General features: G+C 38.3%; 21 protein-coding genes and 1 tRNA gene. 3 read left to right on the top strand and 19 right to left on the bottom strand.

Going from position 1 to position 18398, the window contains the following annotated elements; translation table 11 throughout:
* The first annotated feature begins 66 nt into the window (after positions 1-66).
* A complete protein-coding gene (locus tag FKZ43_RS05075) occupies positions 67-1086 on the top strand; it encodes a hypothetical protein (RefSeq protein WP_140944792.1) in 1020 nt (339 codons plus the stop codon).
* Here the strand turns inward: FKZ43_RS05075 and FKZ43_RS05070 are convergent.
* From FKZ43_RS05070 to FKZ43_RS05005, 14 genes are all read right to left on the bottom strand, one after another.
* Complete coding sequence (locus FKZ43_RS05070; protein WP_140944791.1) at positions 1083-1472, bottom strand: DUF2203 domain-containing protein; 390 nt, start codon at positions 1470-1472, stop codon at positions 1083-1085. The two genes, FKZ43_RS05075 and FKZ43_RS05070, sit on opposite strands and share 4 nt — an antisense overlap.
* On the bottom strand, positions 1469-2008 hold the full coding sequence (locus FKZ43_RS05065; protein WP_140944790.1) for an archaemetzincin family Zn-dependent metalloprotease: 540 nt from the start codon (positions 2006-2008) through the stop codon (positions 1469-1471). Before FKZ43_RS05065 ends, FKZ43_RS05070 begins: the two co-directional genes overlap by 4 nt.
* Before the next feature lie 46 nt (positions 2009-2054).
* Positions 2055-2657 (bottom strand): superoxide dismutase, encoded by a 603-nt coding sequence (locus tag FKZ43_RS05060; protein WP_140944789.1) that lies wholly within the window; start codon positions 2655-2657, stop codon positions 2055-2057.
* A 138-nt stretch (positions 2658-2795) separates the two neighbouring features.
* The gene (locus FKZ43_RS05055) at positions 2796-3149 is read right to left on the bottom strand and encodes a HesB/IscA family protein (protein WP_140944788.1); all 354 of its coding nucleotides are present in this window, start codon (positions 3147-3149) and stop codon (positions 2796-2798) included.
* Between the two features lie 14 nt (positions 3150-3163).
* Positions 3164-3475, bottom strand: a complete 312-nt coding sequence (locus FKZ43_RS05050; protein ID WP_140944787.1) for a hypothetical protein — start codon at positions 3473-3475, stop codon at positions 3164-3166.
* Between the two features lie 19 nt (positions 3476-3494).
* Entirely contained in the window at positions 3495-4691 is a 1197-nt protein-coding gene (locus FKZ43_RS05045) for an IscS subfamily cysteine desulfurase (RefSeq protein ID WP_140944786.1), read from the bottom strand.
* An 11-nt stretch (positions 4692-4702) separates the two neighbouring features.
* The gene (locus FKZ43_RS05040; protein WP_320415048.1) at positions 4703-5956 is read right to left on the bottom strand and encodes a cysteine desulfurase; all 1254 of its coding nucleotides are present in this window, start codon (positions 5954-5956) and stop codon (positions 4703-4705) included.
* A 14-nt stretch (positions 5957-5970) separates the two neighbouring features.
* Positions 5971-6288 carry a Rieske (2Fe-2S) protein gene (locus FKZ43_RS05035; protein ID WP_140944785.1) on the bottom strand — a complete coding sequence of 106 codons (318 nt, stop codon included), beginning with the start codon at positions 6286-6288 and terminating at the stop codon, positions 5971-5973.
* A 21-nt stretch (positions 6289-6309) separates the two neighbouring features.
* Entirely contained in the window at positions 6310-6699 is a 390-nt protein-coding gene (sufU, locus tag FKZ43_RS05030; RefSeq protein ID WP_140944784.1) for a Fe-S cluster assembly sulfur transfer protein SufU, read from the bottom strand.
* A 16-nt stretch (positions 6700-6715) separates the two neighbouring features.
* On the bottom strand, positions 6716-7993 hold the full coding sequence (gene sufD / locus FKZ43_RS05025) for a Fe-S cluster assembly protein SufD (protein WP_140944783.1): 1278 nt from the start codon (positions 7991-7993) through the stop codon (positions 6716-6718).
* Positions 7994-8052: 59 nt separating this feature from the next.
* Complete coding sequence (locus FKZ43_RS05020; RefSeq protein WP_140944782.1) at positions 8053-8337, bottom strand: sulfite oxidase; 285 nt, start codon at positions 8335-8337, stop codon at positions 8053-8055.
* A gap of 24 nt (positions 8338-8361) precedes the next feature.
* On the bottom strand, positions 8362-9774 hold the full coding sequence (gene sufB, locus FKZ43_RS05015) for a Fe-S cluster assembly protein SufB (protein WP_140944781.1): 1413 nt from the start codon (positions 9772-9774) through the stop codon (positions 8362-8364).
* 23 nt (positions 9775-9797) lie between these two features.
* Positions 9798-10580 (bottom strand): Fe-S cluster assembly ATPase SufC, encoded by a 783-nt coding sequence (gene sufC, locus FKZ43_RS05010; RefSeq protein WP_140944780.1) that lies wholly within the window; start codon positions 10578-10580, stop codon positions 9798-9800.
* Positions 10567-11040, bottom strand: a complete 474-nt coding sequence (locus FKZ43_RS05005; RefSeq protein WP_140944779.1) for an RrF2 family transcriptional regulator — start codon at positions 11038-11040, stop codon at positions 10567-10569. The genes sufC and FKZ43_RS05005 overlap by 14 nt, the downstream gene beginning before the upstream one ends.
* A 131-nt stretch (positions 11041-11171) precedes the next feature.
* On the opposite strand from FKZ43_RS05005, the gene FKZ43_RS05000 reads away from it, so the two are divergent.
* Positions 11172-11246, top strand: a tRNA-Val gene (locus tag FKZ43_RS05000).
* A 4-nt stretch (positions 11247-11250) separates the two neighbouring features.
* Here FKZ43_RS05000 and FKZ43_RS04995 read toward each other — a convergent pair.
* Genes FKZ43_RS04995 through FKZ43_RS04980 form a run of 4 tightly spaced genes read right to left on the bottom strand, consistent with a single transcriptional unit; the run spans position 11251 to position 15099 of the window.
* Positions 11251-11430 (bottom strand): hypothetical protein, encoded by a 180-nt coding sequence (locus FKZ43_RS04995; RefSeq protein WP_140944778.1) that lies wholly within the window; start codon positions 11428-11430, stop codon positions 11251-11253.
* Complete coding sequence (locus FKZ43_RS04990; protein ID WP_235894694.1) at positions 11415-11957, bottom strand: NUDIX hydrolase; 543 nt, start codon at positions 11955-11957, stop codon at positions 11415-11417. The genes FKZ43_RS04995 and FKZ43_RS04990 overlap by 16 nt, the downstream gene beginning before the upstream one ends.
* Positions 11958-12000: 43 nt before the next feature.
* On the bottom strand, positions 12001-12576 hold the full coding sequence (gene pyrE, locus FKZ43_RS04985; RefSeq protein WP_140944878.1) for an orotate phosphoribosyltransferase: 576 nt from the start codon (positions 12574-12576) through the stop codon (positions 12001-12003).
* A gap of 27 nt (positions 12577-12603) precedes the next feature.
* Positions 12604-15099, bottom strand: coding sequence for an ATP-dependent Clp protease ATP-binding subunit (locus FKZ43_RS04980; protein ID WP_140944776.1), 2496 nt, complete (start codon positions 15097-15099; stop codon positions 12604-12606).
* 171 nt (positions 15100-15270) lie between these two features.
* Between FKZ43_RS04980 and FKZ43_RS04975 the strand changes: the two genes are divergently transcribed.
* The gene (locus FKZ43_RS04975) at positions 15271-17076 is read left to right on the top strand and encodes a putative porin (RefSeq protein ID WP_140944775.1); all 1806 of its coding nucleotides are present in this window, start codon (positions 15271-15273) and stop codon (positions 17074-17076) included.
* Here the strand turns inward: FKZ43_RS04975 and FKZ43_RS04970 are convergent.
* On the bottom strand, positions 17073-18377 hold the full coding sequence (locus FKZ43_RS04970; protein ID WP_140944774.1) for a GWxTD domain-containing protein: 1305 nt from the start codon (positions 18375-18377) through the stop codon (positions 17073-17075). The two genes, FKZ43_RS04975 and FKZ43_RS04970, sit on opposite strands and share 4 nt — an antisense overlap.
* Positions 18378-18398: the final 21 nt, after the last annotated feature.

The following is an 18398-nucleotide window of genomic DNA, read 5'->3' as shown; positions in this document are numbered from 1 at the left end:
AATTTTTTAAACCATATCACTGGTAAACAATATCGTGTTTGGGCTTTCTCTTCTTTTGAGGTCATGATGAGCCAGATTTCATATTATGTTTCAACTCTTCCGGAAAACTTCGGATATTTTTCAATTTTATTCGCTTTAATCGGGGTCGTGAAAATTTTAAAGTTTGACAAAAAAATATCCCGATTTACGATAATCGCTTTTATCACTTGCGTTCTAATTTCCTCAAATTATGATATACACGATATAGATGCATATTTTCTTGTGTCATATTTTATTCTTGCGGTGTGGATTTTTCACGGTATGACATATCTACCAAGCCGGATTCCAAAATTGTTTGTCGTTGCTTTTGGGATTGTCTGCATAGTCTCAACCATTGGATTTAACTTTAAAAAAGTAAATAAATCCGAAAATTTCCTCCCGGAAAAATATACGCTCAATATTTTAAACAATGTCAAAAGAAACGCAATCGTAATTTCATATCAGTGGGATTATTTCGTCTCACCTGCTTTTTACTTTCAACTTGTTGAAGGTATAAGAAAAGATGTCGTTATAATTGATAAGGAACTTCTCCGTCGTTCGTGGTATATCAAACAACTTGAAAAAAATTATCCGTGGTTAATTCAGAAGTCAAGTGAAGAGGTTAATTCATTTCTTATTGAGCTTTATAAGTTTGAACACAACCTTCCTTATGATCCTATGGTGATTGAAGAAAAATTCATTAAGATGATCAATAGTTTTATTGACAAAAACATAGAAGAAAGACCTGTTTATGTTGGGATTGAAATTGAACCAGAGATAGGGAGGAAGTACAATAGAGTTCCCGAAGGTTTTATGTTTGCGCTTTATAAAGATGACGATTACAAAGATTATAATTTTGCTGGGTTTGAAGTCAGGGGGAGGATTTATAATAAGTATTTTGATAAGCTTTTAAATTTGATCGTCAAGATGATTTTGAATCGGGGAATTTATGAGTTTAAGCATAGCAAAAGGGATAAAGCGAAGTTTTATTTTGAGGAAGCTTTAAGGATTAAACCCGAATCGGTTGAGGCAAAATTATGGCTTGAGAGGGTAGTTAAAGGCGGTTAAATCTCGTCAAGCGGTCTTCTACCCATAAAACCATCGCTAATTGTGTGCCAGTATTGGATGTCATCCTCTCCAAACATCCAGCAAAGATAAACCTCTTGTCCATTTTCCCTTATGTATGGAAAATCTATAAGACCTCGGTCAATTCCTTTGACGAGTGCTCCGAGTGATTCAATCCTTTCAATTATCGCTACAAGTTCCTCAAGTTCTGGAGGGTAATTTTTTAACCCATTTGGACCGCCGGAAAAATATCTATGTCTGTAAATATCGTATCCTTTAGCGTCAAGATCTTTCTTTAGTTCAATTAAGCGTGCGACAAGTGGCTTTATCTGTTCAAGAAGTTCTCTTGCTGATTCAAGCGTGAAATGTTTTTTGTGAATGTAGCTCATTTGATCTCGGTTATTTTAATTTTGCATCTATCACAAAATAAGAAACCTTTCCTATCAGTATCAAATATAGAATTTGAGAAAAACATCACGCAATTTGGATCCTTGCAATGTTTTAAATTTAGCAAATGCCCAATTTCGTGGACAGCTTCAGTTAAAACTCTTCTTTCAAAAATTTTCAAATCTTTACTTTCGCCGTAATATTCGGGTTTTAGCCGGTAGGTTGAGATTATGCAAACGCCAAGATCTGGTCTTGCCTCGCCAAAAACGAAATTCAAGCCCTCAACATATAGATCAACCTCAGTAACTGATATCACAAATTTACACGGCTTTTTTGAAAGTGAGTTTGATATAAATAAAATTATCGTTGAGGAATGAAATTGTTTTCGTTTCGGGTTAAAACTTTGAGCGGGGATGGGAAGTTTAAAGATTTCTTTTATGTTCCAATTGAAATAGATCGGAAAATTTCTTTCAATTATTTCTATCGTTTGTTCATCTACTTTACCAACTTCAACAAGGCAGATATCAATTTTCCCCATTTAAAGACAAGAACGGGAGCAAATAAGGTGCTCCCGTTAATTTTTTTTATAAAGTTACCTTTGGCGCGTTGTTGAATCTGTTAACGACAACGCTCCAGTCAATCGCCTTGAAAAATGCCTCAATGTAATCTGCCTTCTTCAGACCATAGTCAATCATATATGCGTGTTCAAAGACATCCATGATAAGAAGTGGAATTGATCCAGCCAGATGCCCGAGGTCATGCTCGTTTATCCAAGTGTTAAATAATCTATTCGCTATCGGGTCAAGATAAAGGACGACCCAACCGATTCCCCTCATCGTCCCGGTTGATTTGAAATCCTTTTCCCAGTTTTCGTATGAACCGAAATCATCCGTCAATTTTTTATAAAACGCCGAGCCCTTATCGAGTTCTTTCCCGCCTTTGATCATGTTCCCGAAGTAGTATTCATGAAGACGCATCCCGTTAAATTCCCAGCCGAATCTTCTTTTCAACTCAGCATATTCAGGTGTTCCAGTTTTACCTTCCTTTAACATCTGGTCAAGTATATCTGCAAGCTTATTCGTATTCGTCACATAACCTTGATAAAGTGTGAAGTGATTTTTAAGCAACTGGTCGCTAAATCCAGGCGTCCCAAGAAGGTGATCAAAGTTTTTTGCTTCGTAAGGCATCCGAACCTCCTTTTTTTGTTTTGTTTGTGAAAAAAGATTTGAAAATTTTGTAAACGGAATTGAAAGTAAAGACAAACCAACGCCTTTCAAAAATTGTCTTCTTGTAACCATGGGTTTAAAATTTTTGATTTTAAAACATCAAACAGAGAATGAACCACCGCAACCACAACTTCTCGTAGCATTTGGATTATGGAACACAAAACCGCGACCCATTAAACTATCAACAAAGTCAAGCTCAGTCCCTTCAAGATAAAATAAGCTTTTCGGGTCAATTACAACCCTGATGCCATTTGATTCAAATATGATGTCGTTTTCTTTGACGGTGTCAAATATCAAAACATATGAAAAGCCAGAACATCCGCCTGCTTTCACTCCGACCCTTAATGCGTATTCATTTGGTATATCGTTATCAGCGATTATTTGCTTTATCTCTTTAGCTGCTCTATCTGTAATTTTAATCTTCTCAATTTGCTCTTGATTGATCTGACTCATTTAATCCTCCTTTGTTAAGTTTTTGTTTCACCTGTTTTTTGAACACTTGGTTTCTTAAACTCCGGGTAATTTAGCGTCCAAACGCGGTTGTACTCATTTTTGATCGGTTTGAAAATCCCTTTTTCAGCCATAAACTCCGCAAATTTTTGTGCCAAATACTCCGCCTCGGAAAAGCTTAACTTGGTCCCCTTGTTCAAAAAATAGTCAATTATCGCATATTCAATGTCCCTGACAAAGACATTTGAAAGGTGATAGAGTGGATAATGGTTTTTCATAAATTTCAGAAAATCTTGCCAGTTATCCTGCAAAACTTTTAACTCCTTCATTTCCCGTGGGCTTTTATTTTTAAATTTTCGTCGCTTCTTTTTTCAATTTATATCTTGGGGATATATTTCGCAAGTTATTTACAACCTCAACAACGCGATTTATTGCGTAGTCAATTTCCTCTTCTGTATTAAATCTTCCAAGCCCAAATCTTATCGCACCGGCTATCAAATCGTCGTTTAATCCGATCGCTTTAAGCACATGCGATTTCTCAACGCTTGCTGATGAACAAGCTGAACCACTTGAAACTGCGATCTCCTTCATTCCCATCATTATCGCTTCGCTTTCGACCCCGTCAAAGCTCAAGTTTAAATTGTTTGGCAATCTTCTCTCAGGATGACCGTTTAAATAGACATCCTCAATCTGGCTCATTATTCCATCTTGAAGTTTATCGCGAAGTTTCTTTAATCTTTCTGATTCCTCCATCATTTCATTTTTCGCTATCTCACAAGCTTTCCCGAAGCCAACTATCCCTGGGACATTGAGTGTTCCAGACCTTAATCCGTTCTCGTGACCGCCACCATCAATTATCGGGACAATTTTTATCTTAGGCATTTTCTTTTTTATGAAAAGAGCACCAACGCCTTTTGGACCGTAAAGTTTATGAGCTGACATTGACATAAGGTCAATGTTCATCCTTTGCACATCAATCGGGATTTTGCCCAAAGCTTGCGCAGCATCTGTATGGAATAAGACATTCATCTCGGCGCAAATCTTGCCAATTTCTTCTATCGGTTCAATTGTCCCAATCTCATTATTTGCGAACATTACACTGACAAGGATTGTTTCCTTTGTGATTCTTTTTTTGATTTCATCCGGGTCAACAAGACCGTATTTATCAACTTGAACATAATCAACTTTAAATCCCCACTTTTCAAGTCGTTTACAGGTGTCAAGGACGGCTTTATGTTCTATCTGAGTCGTTATTATGTGTTTTCCTTTTTCTGAGTAAGCAAGGGCAATACCTTTCAAGGCGAGATTTATTGATTCCGTGGCTCCGCTTGTGAAGATAATTTCCTTTGGGTTGGCGTTTATAAGTTCGGCGACTTGTTTTCTGGCGAGTTCAACCCCAGATTCAGCTTCCCATCCAAATTGATGCTGACGACTTGCTGAATTGCCAAATTTCTCCGTAAAATATGGAAGCATCGCATCAAGTACTCTCGGATCAATGGGAGTCGTGGCGTGATTGTCAAGGTAAATCGGGAAACGAATCGCCATTTTTTAATTTTCTATCTTTTGAAAATTTTAACTGCTTTCTTCAATGCCTCAATGAATTTATCAATTTCATCAAATGTGTTATAGATGTAAAAACTTGCCCTGACTGTATTTTCAACGCCAAGGCGCGCAAGAAGTGGTTGGGTACAGTGATTTCCCGATCTTACAGCAATGCCATCCTGGTCAAGGACCCCGGCTACATCGTGGGGATGAATTCCTTTGATGTTGAACGAAATCACGCCAAGGCGGTCTTTCCTCGGACCGTAAATTTCAATGTCTGGAATTTCCGTCATCTTCTCAAAAGCATAATTTAAAAGTTCCTTTTCATGCTCAAAAACTTTATTCATCCCGATATTTTGCAGGTAATCAATTGCTGCTCCAAGTCCAATCCCACCGGCGACATTTGGCGTCCCGGCTTCAAATTTCCAGGGTAGTTCATTCCAAGTTGCTCCTTCAATTGTCACAGTGCTTATCATATCTCCGCCGTATAGAAATGGATTCATCTCTTCAAGTATTTCACGCCTTGCGTAAAGAAAACCAATTCCAGTTGGACCAAGCATCTTATGCCCGGAGGCGACGAAGAAATCGCAACCGATATCTTGAACATCAACTTTTATGTGCGGTGTTGACTGAGCCCCGTCAATTAAAACATAACTACCCTTTGATTTCGCAATTTGAGTTATCTCCTTTACTGGGTTTATCGTTCCGAGAACATTTGAAGCATGAACGACACCGACAAGTTTGGTCTTCTCAGTGATTAACTTTTCAAACTCTTCAACTTTAAGATAACCTTCATCGGTTATATCAACGAATTTAAGATTTATACCCTTTAACTTCTTTAAAAATTGCCACGGGACTATGTTTGAATGATGTTCCATTATCGTAACTAATATCTCATCCCCTTCGTTCAAGTTTTGCAATCCCCAGGCATAAGCCACAAGATTTACTGCTTCTGTTGCGTTTCTGGTGAAAATTATTTCCCGCCATGACTTCGCATTGATAAACTTTGCCACTTTTTTATGTGCTTCTTCGTAAGCAATCGTTGCCTCGTAACTCAATGTGTGTACAGCTCTGTGGATATTTGCGTTCATCTTTTCGTAAAAGTTTTTAACTGCGTCAATTACCTGCTGAGGTCTTTGCGTTGTAGCTGCGTTGTCAAAGTAAATTATAGGTTTGCCGTTCACGATTCGTTTTAAAATTGGGAAGTCACTTCTAATTTTTTCTAAGTCAATTTTTGCCGTTAAAATTTCATTGTTTTGTTCCCGCATATAGTTAAATGCCTTTAAATTTTTATGAAAATTTTTCCGTCTTCAACTTTTATCTCGTATTTTTCAAGTGGTTCTGACGCCGGAAGTCGCACAACCTCACCCGTCTTGATGTCAAACTGAGCCCCATGCCACGGACAAGTTAAAATTTCACCTTCAATCTCGGCATCGGTTAATTCAAGTTCCATATGGGAGCATTGATTTTTATAGGCATAAAATTGACCGTTCAAATTTATCAAAATTATTGATTCACCATTCACATCAAAAGCTTTTAATTCACCGTTTTTGATTTGATCAACACTTGCGACTTCAATGAATTGACCCGTTATCGTCATCGTGGGTTTAATTTTTGTTTTTCAATCCTCTTCCCCAGGCCAGGTTTTTATGCCGTATATTCCTGCTTTTAAAACCTTAAGCCCTAAAAGAGCGCATTTCAATCTTATCGGACTTATCGGAATCCCAAGCGCATTTAACATATCTTCTTTGCTGAAATTTTTGATTTCATCTAGTGATTTGCCCTTGACAATCTCAGTCAAAATTGATGCGGACGCTTGACTTATGGTGCAACCTTTTCCAGTGAATTTGATGTCGGCTATTCTGTTGTCCTCAAGCTTAATTTCAATTCTTATCTGATCTCCACAGGAGGGATTCCCCTCTTCATAGACTATGTCAGGATTTTCAAGATGTCCGAAGTTTCTCGGATTTTGGTAGTGATCAAGTAAAATTTCCATTTGAAGGTCATCCATTTTCAAGATTCCGGTTTTATTTTTGTGAATCCCATTTTTGATGTATCATCGTTTGAATCCTTTCGCGTACGAAGTCAATTCTTATCTCATCAAAAGCGGGTAATAGGAAACCTTCAACGATTGCTTTCCTTGCTTCGCTCTCATTTAATCCACGGGTCATAAGATAAAAAATTTGTTCTTCATCAATTTGACCAACCGTTGCCCCATGACCTGCTCGCACATTGGCATTTTTAATCTGAAGCGATGGTATAGCGTTTGCACGAGCCCCGGGGTTTAAAAGCATCGCATGCTCGCTTAAATAAGAGTCAGAATCGTGCGCATCTTTCTCAATGTCAACGAGACCGTAAAAAACCAATCTCGCTTTGTCCTTTGCTACACCTCTCATCACTACATTACTCTTTGTATATGGACTTATATGCTGAGCATAACTTGTTAAATCAAAATGTTGATTCCCGCCTGCGAACGCAATTTGAATATCTCTAAACTCAGAACCAGGATTTTCAAGTATTCCTTCATGCCTGGCTATTGTATATTTACCGCCGAGCCAATTGCTTATTAAGTTAATTTTTGAATCCTTATCAGGGTTAAAAATCCTTTCAATATAATTGTAGATGCCAAAAGCGAGATTATTTATGCTTATGAAGTTAACATAGCTTCCCTCACCACTGAAAATTTCACTCACATTTGAGGCAAAGGCATATTCATCTCCAAGGCAACAATGATTCTCTTCAACTATCGTAATGCGCGAGTTTTTCCCAACGATTATAAGATTATGTGAAAATATGCCGGCATTCTCAGTTTGCACCTCATTTATTATGTAAATTGGCTGGTCAAGTTCAATGTCATCGGGGATATAGATGAAAACGCCAGCGTTTAAAAGCGCAAGATGAAGCGCCGTGAATTTATTCTTCTCAAACTTAAATCTTGAAAAAATTTTTTCACGAATCAATTCTTCGTATTCTTTTAAGGCGTCGGCAAGGGGCAATAAAACAATTTTATTTGAGAGTGATTTGGAGACTCTATACCTTATTGATGTGTTTGCTTGAAGGATGAAGATGTCAAGTTTATCTATGTTAAACATAACTTTGGAGGTCTCCCCTTGCGCAAATGGGTTTAAAATTTCCGGGTTAAATCTTTTTATTTTCGTGTATTTTGACTCTGGCAGGTCAAGGGAGTCAAAAACTTCAAGCGCCTGGATTCTCTTTTCTATGAGCCATTCAGGTTCACTTCGTGTGTGTGAAATTTTATCTATGGTTTCGGTTGATAAACAATTTGGCAGTGTTATTTCAGACATTTTCCTTTATCCTTGAGTTTTCGTGTTTAAATTAAAAAATTTTTGAGAATTTTTGAAAATTAACAACCGCCTCTATTAACCACGGACTCACAAAGTGAGGCTTGGAAGATTTCAACATCTCCAAATTGCTTAAATGGGAACATGAAGTTCTCAACATTTTCTCTGCTTTCAGATTCAACAAACAAAAATAACCTATGCGAGCCATCAATAACCCCTTCCGATTTAATCTCAACCTTATAATCTCTTGCCGATGAGAGATGTTTTAGAAGCATCTGTCCAAGTTCTGGATTTCTGGCGGGGCAGTTATTTGATTCGTGTTTATGTTGAACTATGAAAAACGGCATCGTTATTTCACCTCCAAAATTTTTTTAACCTATTGCTCCTTCCATTTCAAGTTTTATAAGTTTGTTTAATTCAATTGCATAATCAAGCGGTAATTCCTTCGCAAATGGTTCAATGAACCCAAGCACGACAAGAGTTAAAGCTTCGCTTTCAGTCAGACCTCTGCTCATCAGATAGAATAATTGTTCCTCGCTTATTTTGCCAACTGTTGCCTCGTGTCCGATGCTGACGAGTTCCTCTTCTATCTCCATATACGGATAAGTATCGGACCTTGAAAATTCATCAAGCATTAAGGCATCGCACTTGATCGTTGCTTTAACTCCAATGGCGCCTTTTTGAACCTTTACGAGACCCCTATAGCTTGTCCTTCCGCCATCCTTACTGATTGATTTTGAAACGATGTTACTTGTGGTGTAGGGAGCAACATGTATTATCTTTGCTCCGGTATCTTGATGTTGACCTGCACCTGCATATGCGATTGATAAGACCTCAGCTCTTGCGCCTTTGCCCAAAAGATAAACACATGGATATTTCATCGTTGTCTTGCTTCCGAGGTTTCCATCAACCCATTCAACGAAAGCACCCTCATAAGCCACAGCCCTTTTCGTAACGAGATTATAGACATTCTTTGACCAATTCTGAACAGTTGTATATCTCACATGTGAGCCGGGCATTGCGATTATTTCAACAACGGCACTGTGAAGTGAATCTTCACGATAGATTGGGGCGGTGCAACCTTCAATGTAATGGACTTCAGCACCTTCCTCCGCAATGATCAATGTCCTCTCAAATTGTCCAACGCTTTCCGCATTTATCCTAAAGTACGCCTGAAGCGGGAAATCAACCTTAACACCCTTTGGAACATATACAAAACTACCACCACTCCAAACAGCACTGTTAAGAGCTGCGAATTTGTTATCTTCTGGTGGGACAACCGTTCCAAAGTATTTTTTAACAATTTCTGGGTATTCTCTTACAGCGGTGTCCATATCGGTGAAAATAACGCCCTTTTTCCGCAAATCCTCACGCAAACTGTGATAGACAACCTCTGACTCATACTGTGCTCCAACACCAGCTAAGAATTTCCTTTCCGCTTCAGGTATGCCAAGTCGTTCAAACGTCTGTCTTATATTCTCCGGAACCTCATCCCAAGATTTGCCTTTTCTGTCTGTTGGCTTGATATAGTAAATGTATTCGTCAAAATTTATCTCCGAGAGGTCAGCACCCCAGGTTGGCATCGGTTTCTTAAGAAATACCTCAAGCGAATGCAACCGGAATCTCCTCATCCAATCGGGTTCATTTTTCCAGTACGAGATTTCCTCAACAACTTCTCTGCTTAAACCACGCTTAGATTGATAGACATATTTGACCTCGTCTTTGAAGTCATATCTGGTGTAATCAAGATCTATTTTTGGCTTTTGTGTTTTCACTTCTGCCATTGGTTCATCTCCTTTTTAATTTTTTAATCAGCAGCTTCTGCTGCGGTTTCTCTTATCCAAGCATAACCTTCCTGTTCAAGTTTTTCAACTATTTCAGGACCACCCGACTTTACAATTTTGCCATCAAGCATTATATGAACGAAATCTGGTTGGATGTAATTTAAAATTCTTTGATAATGCGTTATCATAACTATCCCAATGTCTGGATTGCGTGTTGAATTAACGACATCGGCGACGATCTTCAATGAATCAATATCAAGACCCGAATCGGGCTCGTCAAGAAAAGCGATTATCGGTTTCAACATAGCCATCTGCAGAATCTCCATCCTTTTCTTCTCTCCACCTGAAAAACCAACACCAATGGGTCTATATATGAAAATCTCATTCATGTTCAATCTTTTCACTTTGTCAATTATATCCTTTTTGTAATCAATCACCGACTTTGGCAAATTTAAATTTCTTTGAAGAGTGGAGTCCTGATTTATCGCTTGGATTGCCTTCCAAAGGAAATTAAATAATGTCACACCTGGTACTTCAACAGGGTATTGAAACCCAAGAAAAAGCCCAAGTCGTGCACGTTCATCAGGTTTAAGATCAAGTATACTTTTACCTTCAAAAATTATATCTCCCTTCTCAACTTTATACTTCGGATGTCCCATGATCGTATACGCAAGCGTGCTTTTACCTGAACCGTTCGGACCCATCAACGCATGAACTTCGCCTTTATTGATTGAAAAATTCAAGCCCTTTAGAATTTCTTTACCATCAACGCTGACATACAAGTCCCTTACTTCAAGAGTTGGCATGCTTTTTCTCCTGTTTATTTATTTTTGTTTTTAAAAGTTTCGTCGGGTATGTGCAATCCCGAGCAATTATATCTTGAATGGTTATGCTTTCAAGTATGTTCACAAGCTTCATTTCAACCTCGTGCCATATATCCGCTTGACCACAACAAGATGTGAAAACGCAAGCATAAGTTGGATTATCAAAACAATCTATCATCTTTATTTCTCCCTCAACAGCTTCATAAACTTGTTTTAGAGTTATTTGCGATGGTGTCTTTTTAAGGGAATAACCACCATTTGGTCCAAATTCTGACCACACAATTCCTGCTTTTACAAGCTGTCTCATTACTTTCGCCAGATAACTCAATGGTATCCTCTGATTCTCGGCGATTTCCTTCATAAAAATTGTTTTTCCCTCGGGTTGTTTCCCAAGGTATATCAATGTCCTGACTGCGTAATCCAATGTCTTTGATATTATCATTTTAAGTTGAACTCTTAATTTTGGACATTACAAGTCCACGATGTAAATATAATGATTTCAAAATTGAAAGTCAAATTAACTTTTTATTTGATTTTTATGCCCCAAGTTTTTATATTAATAATGCAAGTTTTGGGCGGTTAGCTCAGCCTGGTTAGAGCGCTTGCTTGACATGCAAGAGGTCAGAGGTTCAAATCCTCTACCGCCCACTTCTTATGTTTCTATCTTCACCGTAAATTTTCTCTTGCACTTCTTACATTGATATTCAACTGTGATCCAGTTGTTCCGTTCGTAGTAACTTATCTCTTCAAGCTCCCCTTGACAGCCTTTGAAGATGCATTTTTTCATTTCAACATTAAATTGCCGATTTCCATTTTTTATCTCCTCGCCCATTTCCTTTTCAAAATTTTTTCACCGACCATTATCCCAACTATTGATTTAGCGTCAACGATTTCACCATTTAAGATCATTTCAATTGCTTCATCAATGGTTTTAAATTCAACTGAGATAAGTTCCCCCTCTTCAAGGTTTTGCTTAACTTTTTGAAGATTTGTGGCAAGATAAATGTAAAGTTTTTCGCTACAAAAGCCAGGGCTTGTATAAATGTAGGTTAAAAGCTCAATCTCAGCAGGTTTAAACCCTGTTTCCTCCTCAAGCTCCCTTATCGCACAAATTTTAGGGTCCTCCCCGGGGTCAAGTTTTCCAGCTGGAAGCTCGTATATGAATTTATCTATCGGATATCTGTACTGTTTTATGAGTATGATTTTCTCATCCGGGAGAATCCCTAAAATAACAGCACCACCTGGGTGCTCAACGACTTCACGGATAGTGTGATTCCCTGACTTAAAGTATTCAAGCTCATCAACTATTATGTTAAAAACTTTCCCACGGTAGATCACATTCCGTTTTTTAAGCTTCATATTTCCCTTGAGGTTTTCCCCTGACATGGATAAGGTTGATTTTTTAATAAATTCCTCTGCTTCCTGGTTTTACAAGTTCTACACCCTCTTTACAGAGTGGGCATTCTTCGGGTTTGAAGTATGGAACTTCAAGTCGTATCACAGCGGAGAATCTTGTCCCGAAGTCAATTTTACCACCGCTTCTGTCAACTATACATCCGACGCCGATCAATTTCCCACCGGCGTTTTTTACAAGTTCAATCACCTCAAAAACACTTCCACCAGTTGTAACAACATCTTCACAGACCAAAACTCTTTCCCCTTGTTTTATTTCAAAACCCCGTCTTAATTTCATAACCCCACTTTCCCTTTCAGCGAATATATTTCTTGCCTCAAGCTGTCTTGCTACTTCATATCCAACAATTATCCCACCCACAGCTGGAGAAATCACAAGTTCAACTTCACTTGTATAAAAGTGTCTTGAAATTTGCCTGCATAAGAGTTCTGCATATTCAGGGTATTGAAGAACCTTTGCGCATTGAAAATACTTGGGGCTGTGTAGCCCCGAAGTCAATAAAAAGTGACCTTCAAGTAAAGCCCCCGTTTCCTTGAAGATGTTTAAAACCTGTTCGGTTGAAATTTGGGAAAACTGCATAATTAGGAAAGTTTATTTTTCCTCTTCCGCAAGTTCTTCTGGCTCTCCTTTTTGTTTGCTCGCATCGTAGAAGACGAGCTCATCGCGATTTTTGGATAACTTAACTTTTATGACGCTTCCGGAGGCGAATTTACCCTTTAAAATCTCTTCAGATAATGGCTCCTCAAGGTACTTTTGAACTGCTCTCTTCAAAGGTCTTGCACCAAATGCAGGGTCATAACCCTTTTCAGCAAGAAATTCTTTCGCACTTCGGGTCAATTCAAGCGTCATGTTCATCGTCTTAAGACGTTTCAAAATATCTTGAATCGCTATATCAACGATTTGCATTATGTGTTCTTTCTCAAGAGGTTTGAATATAATTATCTCATCAATTCTGTTCAGGAACTCGGGGCTGAAAACCCTTTTTACAGCTTCCTCAATCGTAGCTTTCATCGCTTCAAATCTATCCTTTGGCGTTTCCCCAATCCCAAAGCCAATTCCACCAGTAACCTTTATATCTCTCGTTCCAATGTTTGATGTCATTATTATGATCGTGTTCCTGAAGTCAACTCTTCTCCCCAAACTGTCCGTCAATTGTCCGTCATCAAGGACCTGTAACAATATGTTGAAAACATCTGGATGAGCTTTTTCAATTTCATCAAACAAGACAACAGAATATGGTTTTCTTCTGACTTTTTCGGTTAACTGTCCGCCTTCTTCATAGCCGACATATCCTGGGGGAGCACCTATTAAGCGTGATACATTAAACTTTTCCATATATTCGCTCATATCAATTCTTACCAAGGCATCTTCCGTGTCAAAAAGATATCTTGCAAGGGCTTTTGCGAGTTCTGTCTTTCCAACCCCAGTTGGTCCAAGGAATATAAAAGAGCCAATGGGTCTGCGTGGGTCCTTTAGACCAGCTCTTGCTCTTCTTATGGCGCGTGTCAATTTATCAATTGCCTCATCCTGACCTACAACTTGTTTTTTCAATTCCTCAGCCATGTTTATCAACTTCTCGGACTCAGATTGACTTATCTTATTAACAGGTATTCCTGTCATCATCGCAACTACTTCTGCTATGTCTTCCTCGGTGACTTCAAAGACCATGCTTTGCGCTTTTATTTCCCATTCTCTCTTTGCGATTTCAAGGTCGCTTAAAAGTTTCTTTTCAAGGTCACGCAATCTCGCAGCTTGTTCAAAATCCTGATTCCTGACAACTTGATTTTTCATTTGTCTGATTTTTTCAATCTCCTCTTCAAGCTCAACTATTTCCTTTGGAACAACTATGTGTGAGAGATGAACCCTTGCGCCGGCTTCGTCCATGACATCAATTGCCTTGTCGGGCAAGTATCTATCGGTTATATACCTGTCACTTAATCTAACAGCTGCTTCAATTGCCTTTTCAGTGTATCTGACATTGTGATGTTCTTCATACCTGTCTTTGATGTTCATCAAGATGTAGATTGTTTCTTCAACGCTTGGCGGATCAATCATAACTTTTTGAAATCTTCTCTCAAGCGCCCCATCCTTTTCAATGTATTGTCTATATTCATCAAGTGTCGTTGCGCCGATGCATTGAAGTTCACCTCTTGCGAGAGCGGGTTTGAACATATTTGAAGCATCAAGCGAGCCAGAAGCTCCACCAGCTCCTACAATTGTATGTAGCTCATCAATGAATAAAATTACATCTCTTGCTTTTTCAAGCTCGTTTAAAATCGCTTTAACTCTTTCTTCAAATTGACCCCTGTATTTTGTACCCGCAACAAGCGCAGCAAGATCAAGTTGAACAATTCTTTTGTTCTGTAAAACCCTTGAAACCTTTTTCTGAACTATTCTAAGGGCAAGTCCCTCAACTATGGCTGTTTTCCCAACCCCGGGTTCTCCTATTAAGACGGGATTATTTTTCTTCCTTCTGCTTAAAATTTGCGCCACTCTCTCTATTTCCTTGTCCCTTCCTATCACAGGGTCAAGTTTTCCTTCAAGAGCCAATTTCGTCAAATCACGGCTGAAATTGTCAAGCACAGGCGTTTTCGTGCGTTCCTGTGCCTTTGTTGTTTCAGCATATCTTGCCCTTTCCGTGACATTGGATTTCCCACTCAATATATTGTCAAGTTCATTTCGCACAGCTTCATAAGTTATACCAAATTGCCTCAAAATTTGGGATGCGAGATTGTCCTCGTCCCTTAAAATTGAAAGGAGGAGATGTTCAGTTCCAATCACATCCGACTTGTAGAGCTTTGCCTCAAGATAAGTTATCTTCAAAACCTTTTCCGCTTGCTTTGTCAATGGCAAACTCCCCATGACAAGCGTCCCTCCGGGAGTTCTAACCGTGTCCTCAATCGCTTTTTTGAGCTTGTAAAGATCACACCCGAGATTGCGAAGTATCTTGACCGCAAGACCCTCACCCTCTCTTATTATCCCAAGCAGTAGATGCTCTGTCCCTATGTAGTCGTGTCCAAGTCGTAATGCTTCTTCACGACTCAACCTTATAACTTCCTGAACCCGATTAGAAAAGTTGCCTTCCATGGTTTAATTTATCTTCCTTTGTTTGTGTTCAATCTTTTTTTTCTCAAGAACAACTTCCCTTAACCTAATATAAACAATTCAAATCCATTTTGTCAAATTAAACTCGTTGTAAATTTTTGCATCGTTTCATAAATTCATTCTCAAAGATAATAAACGACAAAGTTTTGTAAAATGCAAGTTTTATTCCTTATGTTTCTTCTGTTGTCTCAAAGTTTAATATCTCAAACAAAAACCGACACAACGAAGTTCTTCTCTACATTTATTATCGGAAGGATCGGCTTGGGACGGGAGTTGAACCTTGGGCTTTTTGAGATGATGGATTATAAGTTTGCAACTGATATTCTAACATTGAAGTTCGGTGCTTTTTCAAATGAACTCGGGGAGAATGGGAAACCGGTAAATCTCAACTTCAACTTTATGGATATGAGGGGTTGTCAATTTTTTCTTAACGGGAGAACCTTGAACGGCTACATTTATCCATATCAATTTCTTAACATGGTTCCTGTTGACAATGTTTATCTTATTGAGTTGATAGATGATTTCAATGCGTCAATGTTTCAAAACGCAAGCTCAAGCGTTGTCAATTTTTCGTTTAAGAATATATTCACGCCCAGACCAATCACAAGGATAAGATATGTTGAGGATGCTTACGACTTGATTGTAACCGATGGGAGTTTTACGCACAATTTCCGACGGGATTTAAATTTTGCGGTTGGATTTAGAAGAGGGACATCGGCTGGGAGATTTTTGAACTCACAATACGATTCTTGGAACATCTTCGGAAATGTTTTTTGGAAACCGCTTAGAAATATGAGTTTTTCCCTTCTTAACATTTATACGAGGACGAAGACCGCCCTGAACGGTGGAATTTATGTTCAAAATCCATCAAACATTGGCGATGAAACGCTTTATAACGAGAGGCTCGCACCTGTTGTTGATAGCGTTGCAAACCTTGCAATTGAAAGGAATGACTTAACACTTGTATCAAATTACATGGTTGATTCGCTTCTCAATGCATCGCTGATCGTTTACCACACCTTTCAAACTGATGAATTTTTATCCAAGCGTGTTTCAGTGGAAAGAAATTCATCTTTATACGGTTTTAAGTTAAATTTTTCAAAGCAGGTTCGGCTTTTTAATTTAAATGCTGGTCTTGAGATACAAAGAAATGGGCTTATTATTCCGTCATCGGGGTTCAGAAAAGAAATTTTTCTTTTCTCTTCGTCTCTTGAACTTGAAGGAAACTTTCAAAGTTTAAAACCTTCTCTTTTCGTTAAGGTTGATGATGTTAATGGGCAATTTCTTGTAAACTATGGCGCTGGGTTTGGAAACAATTTTAAAAACTTCAAGTTTAAGGGTGGATTTTCGCTTTCATACAGAGTTCCAACTTTGATTGAGCAAAGCGTGACCGGTCTTTCCGAAGCCGAAAGGCATCGCATATATGAGATCAGCGCTGAATATGAAACGAAAGGTGTGATTTTGAGCTTTAAGGTTCAAAACAGGTCAATTTCAAATGGGATAATTTTTCACGATTCAACATTTTACATAGCGAACTTGCGCAGGACATTTCTACAAATTAATTCAATTTTTAAGATTTGGAAATTTGGGATTGATTTGAAACAATCGGTTTCGCTTAATAAAATAACGAGACCTTATCCAAGATATTTTCTGACTGGTGAAATTTACTTTGAGGGTAGATTGACGAGAACTCTTGATCTGAAAACGGGTGCAAGGTTTAAATCATCAGCTGAATTTTGGGGGTATAAATTTATCAATCGTGATTTTATTTTCGCAGAAAGCGATATCAAGTTAAAAAGATTTACTGTGTTGGATTTATTTTTAAGTGGGAGAATCAAGAACGCGGTTATATTTTTAACCCTTGCAAATGTGACAAATGTCAAATACATGACCGCATTGTTTTATCCGATGCAAGATAGAAGTTTGAGATTTGGCGTTGTGTGGAATTTTTTTGATTAACGCCAGATGTTTTTCGTCCATTCATCCCAAAGAGGTGTTATCAAACGATAGTCACCAAATCCAGTTTCATCAAGGAAGATGAACCTTCTGTTTATCTCATAGTAATACCATATCTCATATGGTTTGCTGTCAATGTCAAAGGGATGTCTATCAACACTGCTTGGGGGACCGAAAATTATATAGACCATTCCCATATCGGTTTTCCATCCTTCAATGTAGTGACTGAAATGCTCATTTGCATACTTAACTCTTCCGTAGTATTCTTCCATTAATTCATTTTTCAAAGTGTTAGGCGTCGGGTCCTTTTTGCGCCAAAATTCAAGGAATCTTCTTTCTTTTTCGGCTTCGTCCTGCGCTGACTTTATGTAATTGATTTCCTCGGGTTTAGCGATGTAAACAAGTTGTTCAATCGCTTTATCAAGGTCGGAGATCAGCTCGGGGAATTCATGCCATCTAACTAAGAAAGGCGTTTGAGCGATGGAGTAATTATCGGAGTTTGATTTGAGCCGAGCTTCAACGAAAATGACGTAATCTCCAAAACCAAGGTTCGGATTTTTAACTTCAACTATGATTGAATTTTTCCCCGGTTTTACGAATTCCGTTGCTCCACCGGAGTAAACATTTATGGATTCAATTTTCTTCTTTTTCTTTATGCGGTTGATTTTGTATGTGATATTTATTGAATCGTCTTTGTCGGTGTTGTTATAGACCTCAAAGAAAAGGTAAAAGTTCTGATTTGTAGATGTGATCGTCTTTGAAATGTTTGGGATTATCGTTTTCGTCTCGTTTTCAATTTTTACGGATGAAACCATCATGATATCGCTCATCGTTATTGGATTCTTAGTGAAGTTACGCACTGTTACGAATCCTTCTTTCCTAAAACCGCGTTTCGTATCAAGGTCAATAACTTGGACTGAAATTTTGTAATCGCCAAGCGGAAGTTTTATAAAAGAACTTGATACATCCCAGTAAGCTCTTGATATTGTCTCGTTGAAATTGTTCGTCTTTACCTCGTGTGTCCATCCCTTCTCAGTTACAAGTTTTCCCTTGGGTGTGAATATGCTGACTGTTACTTCATATTTTGCGCTGTAATAATTGTCTCCCTTTGTAAATTGAAGGAACTCATACGGTACTTGTACATAGAGATCAACTCTGCTTTCATTTTCGCTCAAGTCACCAGCGAAGTTTAGGGCGTTGAAATAAAACTGCGGTTCGGAATAGCTCCTCGGCAAGCTTGTTTCAACCTGCGCAAATGATACCGCACATATTAAAACGCTCAAAATTAAAATTAACTTTTTCATCTTTTTCCACCCGATTTTAAA

The sequence above is a fragment of the Candidatus Thermokryptus mobilis genome (assembly GCF_900070205.1).
Lineage (GTDB): Bacteria > Bacteroidota > Ignavibacteria > Kryptoniales > Kryptoniaceae > Kryptonium > Kryptonium mobile.
The sequence above is the reverse complement of the archived record's forward strand: the minus strand, read 5'-3'. Positions and strand labels throughout refer to the sequence as shown.